This is a genomic window from uncultured Psychroserpens sp., assembly GCF_947501425.1.
GTDB lineage: Bacteria > Bacteroidota > Bacteroidia > Flavobacteriales > Flavobacteriaceae > Psychroserpens.
In genome coordinates this window covers 1-4,891 of record NZ_CANMVN010000017.1, presented here as the reverse complement: position 1 = coordinate 4,891, position 4,891 = coordinate 1, and the positions used below count along the sequence as shown (strand labels likewise).

Below are 4,891 nucleotides of genomic sequence, written 5' to 3'. Positions count from 1 at the left end.
TGTGTAGTTGTATTATCACAGTCATCCGTTAATGTCCATGTTCTGGTAATGATAGATTCGTTAGCACAACTTCCGTCGGCCACTGAATCAGTATACACAGCTTCTAAAGTGCTATCAGAACAATTATCAGTTTCATCAGTGACATCACCAGTAATCGATACATCTGAAGGATCTTGATCACATTCAATTGCAATGCTTTCCGGAACTGTAAAACTAGGAGGTGTTGTATCTTCAATCGTTAGAGTGGCGTCGAGTGTTGCTGAATTCCCACAATCATCAGTAATTGTATAAGTTACAGTAATACTCCCACTCAAACCACATGAAGACACAAAGTTTGTATAATCATAGTTTGAAGTTACAGTTATCGCTAAGTCATCGGCACATGTTTCAAGCGCTGCGATGTTGTTTACATTCCAGTCGTTAACGAGGGTTTCATTTTCGTCTCCTGCACATTCAATCGTTGTATCATCAACATCACAATTTGATAGATCTGGAATGGTATCATCACCAAAAGTAAGCACAGCAACAAGAGTTGTCTCATTACCACAATCGTCAGTGATTGTATAAGTAACACTTAGTGTTCCACAAGGGCCACAAACTGTATTTAAGTTATCGAAATCGTAATCTGAAGTAACCTGACCTGTAAAATCAGTATCACAAGAATCAGAAGCACATACTTCAAGCGCAGCAATATTAGCCGCATTCCAGGCGTCTGCAAGCGATTCGTTGTCAGCATCTGTACATTCTAAAACTGTATTTTCAACTGTGCAATTGTCTAAGTTAGGCGGTGTTGTATCTTCTAAAGTTAATGTTACGTTTAATGTTGCAGCATTTCCACAATCATCAGTAATCGTGTAGACTACAGCAATAGTTCCACCTTGACCACAAGTTGATACCAGATTTGTATATGCAAAATCAGATGTAACTTGTGTATTAAGATCTGTATCACAAGAATCAGCAGCACAGGTTTCAAGCGCAGCAATGTTTGCCGCATTCCAATCGATAGCTAATTGTTCGTTATTATCACCATCACATTCGATAGCCTGATCTGTAACAGCACAGTTATCTAAGTTAGGCGGTGTTGTATCTTCTAAAGTTAATGTTGCGTTTAACGTTGAAGCGTTTCCACAATCATCAGTAATCGTGTAGACTACATCAATAGTTCCACCTTGACCACAAGTTGATACCAGATTTGTATAAGCAAAATCAGATGTAACTTGTGTATTAAGATCTGTATCACAAGAATCAGCAGCACAGGCTTCAAGCGCTGCAATGTTGGCTGCATTCCAATCAATAGCTAATTGTTCGTTATTATCACCATCACACTCGATAGCCTGATCTGTAACAGCACAGTTATCTAAGTTAGGAGGTGTTGTATCTTCTAAAGTTAATGTTGCGTTTAATGTTGCAGCATTTCCACAATCATCAGTAATCGTGTAGACTACAGCAATCGTTCCGCCTAGACCACAAGTTGATACCAGATTTGTATAAGCAAAATCAGATGTAACTTGTGTATTAAGATCTGTATCACAAGAATCAGCAGCACAGGCTTCAAGCGCTGCAATATTCGCTGCATTCCAATCGATAGCTAATTGTTCGTTATTATCACCATCACACTCGATAGCCTGATCTGTAATAGCACAGTTATCTAAGTTAGGAGGTGTAGTATCTTCAAGAGTTAGTGTAGCACTTAAAGTAGTGGCGTTACCACAATCATCAGTAATTGTGTAGACTACAGCAATAGTTCCACCTTGACCACAAGTTGATACTAAGTTCGTATATGTATAATTAGATGTTACAGTAATACCAAGATCATCAGCACACGTTTCAAGTGCAGCAATGTTATCCGCATTCCAATCGTTAGCTAATTGTTCGTTATTATCACCATCACATTCAATCGATTCATCAGTAACTGTACAGTTAGATAAATCAGGAATAGTACCATCATCAAATGTTAATGTAGCAACCACTGTTGAACTATTTCCACAATCATCAGTAATAGTATAGGTTACATTAAGTGTTCCACATGGTCCACATGTTGTATTTAAGTTATCGAAATCGTAATCTGAAGTAACCTGACCTGTAAAATCAGTATCACAAGAATCTACAGCACAGGCTTCAAGCGCAGCAATATTTGCAGCATTCCAGGCATCGGCAAGTGCTTCATTATCTGTGTCAGAACACTCTAAAACTGTATTTTCAACCGTGCAATTGTCTAAGTTAGGCGGTGTTGTATCTTCTAAAGTTAATGTTGCATTTAATGTTGCAGCATTTCCACAATCATCAGTAATCGTGTAGACTACAGCAATAGTTCCACCTTGACCACAAGTTGATACCAGATTTGCATATGCAAAATCAGATGTAACTTGTGTATTAAGATCTGTATCACAAGAATCAGCAGCACAGGCTTCAAGCGCAGCAATGTTAGCTGCATTCCAATCGATAGCTAATTGTTCGTTATTATCACCATCACATTCGATAGCCTGATCTGTAACAGCACAGTTATCTAAGTTAGGCGGTGTTGTATCTTCTAAAGTTAATGTTGCGTTTAATGTTGCAGCATTTCCACAATCATCAGTAATCGTGTAGACTACAGCAATAGTTCCACCTTGACCACAAGTTGATACCAGATTTGTATAAGCAAAATCAGATGTAACTTGTGTATTAAGATCTGTATCACAAGAATCAGCAGCACAGGCTTCAAGCGCAGCAATGTTGGCTGCATTCCAATCAATAGCTAATTGATCGTTATTATCACCATCACATTCGATAGCCTGATCTGTAACAGCACAGTTATCTAAGTTAGGCGGTGTTGTATCTTCTAAAGTTAATGTTGCGTTTAATGTTGCAGCATTTCCACAATCATCAGTAATCGTGTAGACTACAGCAATAGTTCCACCTTGACCACAAGTTGATACTAAGTTGGTATATGCAAAATCAGATGTAACTTGTGTATTAAGATCTGTATCACAAGAATCAGCAGCACAGGCTTCAAGTGCAGCAATGTTAGCTGCATTCCAATCGTTAGCTAATTGTTCGTTATTATCACCATCACATTCGATAGCCAGATCTGTAACAGCACAGTTATCTAAGTTAGGAGGTGTTGTATCTTCTAAAGTTAATGTTGCGTTTAATGTTGCAGCATTTCCACAATCATCAGTAATCGTGTAGACTACATCAATAGTTCCACCTTGACCACAAGTTGATACTAAGTTGGTATAAGCGAAATCAGATGTAACTTGTGTATTAAGATCTGTATCACAAGAATCAGCAGCACAGGCTTCAAGCGTAGCAATGTTGGCTGCATTCCAATCGATAGCTAATTGTTCGTTATTATCACCATCACACTCGATAGCCTGATCTGTAACCGAACAGTTATCTAAGTTAGGCGGTGTTGTATCTTCTAAAGTTAATGTTGCATTTAACGTTGCAGCATTTCCACAATCATCAGTAATTGTGTAGACTACAGCAATCGTTCCACCTTGACCACAAGTTGATACTAGATTTGTATAAGTGAAATCAGATGTAACTTGTGTATTAAGATCTGTATCACAAGAATCAGCAGCACAGGCTTCAAGCGCAGCAATGTTAGCTGCATTCCAATCAATAGCTAATTGTTCGTTATTATCACCATCACATTCGATAGTCTGATCTGTAACAGCACAGTTATCTAAGTTAGGCGGTGTTGTATCTTCTAAAGTTAATGTTGCATTTAACGTTGAAGCGTTTCCACAATCATCAGTAATTGTGTAGACTACAGCAATAGTCCCACCTTGACCACAAGTTGATACTAGATTTGTATAAGCGAAATCAGATGTAACTTGTGTATTAAGATCTGTATCACAAGAATCAGCAGCACAGGCTTCAAGCGTAGCAATGTTGGCTGCATTCCAATCGATAGCTAATTGTTCGTTATTATCACCATCACACTCGATAGCCTGATCCGTAACCGAACAGTTATCTAAGTTAGGAGGTGTAGTATCTTCAAGAGTTAGTGTAGCACTTAAAGTAGTGGCGTTACCACAATCATCAGTAATAGTATATATTACAGCTATGGTTCCACCTAGACCGCAAGTTGATACTAAGTTAGTATATGTATAATTAGATGTTACAGTAATACCAAGATCATCAGCACACGTTTCAAGTGCAGCAATGTTATCCGCATTCCAATCGTTAGCTAATTGTTCGTTATTATCACCATCACATTCAATCGATTCATCAGTAACTGTACAGTTAGATAAATCAGGAATAGTACCATCATCAAATGTTAATGTAGCAACCACTGTTGAACTATTTCCACAATCATCAGTAATAGTATAGGTTACATTAAGTGTTCCACATGGTCCACACGTTGTATTTAGGTTATTGAAATCGTAATCAGATGTCACAGACAGATCTGCATCACAGGCATCTGTTGCACAAGTTTCTAATGTCGCAATGTTAGTTGCATTCCATGTATCGGCAAGCGATTCATTATTAGTATCAGAACATTCTAATACTGTATTCTCAACAGTACAATTAGAAACATCTGGAGCAATAGTATCTACTACGGAAATGGTTTGTGTATCAGAAACCGTATTTCCACAGTCGTCCGTAGCAGTCCATGTTCTTGTGATTGTTTGTGTATTTCCACACGCATCAACAGCTGAATCAGTAAATGTTACAGTAGCGTTTCCACAAGTGTCAGTAGCTGTTGCGTTACCAGTAGCTGAAGGATCATTAGATTCTGTACATTCAACCGTTGCATCAGCAGGAATCGTTAATGTTGGTGCAGTTGTATCAACCACAGATATGGTCTGTGTATCAGAAACCGTATTTCCACAGTCATCAGTAGCAGTCCATGTTCTTGTGATTGTTTGTGTATTTCCACACGCATCAACAGCTGAATCAG

At 38.3% G+C, this 4,891-nt stretch carries 1 protein-coding gene; it reads right to left on the bottom strand.

Annotation, left to right across the window (positions count from 1 at the left end; translation table 11 throughout):
• Positions 1 to 4,891, bottom strand: a 4,891-nt coding sequence (locus Q0951_RS16970; RefSeq protein WP_299339515.1) for a hypothetical protein, incomplete at both ends; no start/stop codon positions are given.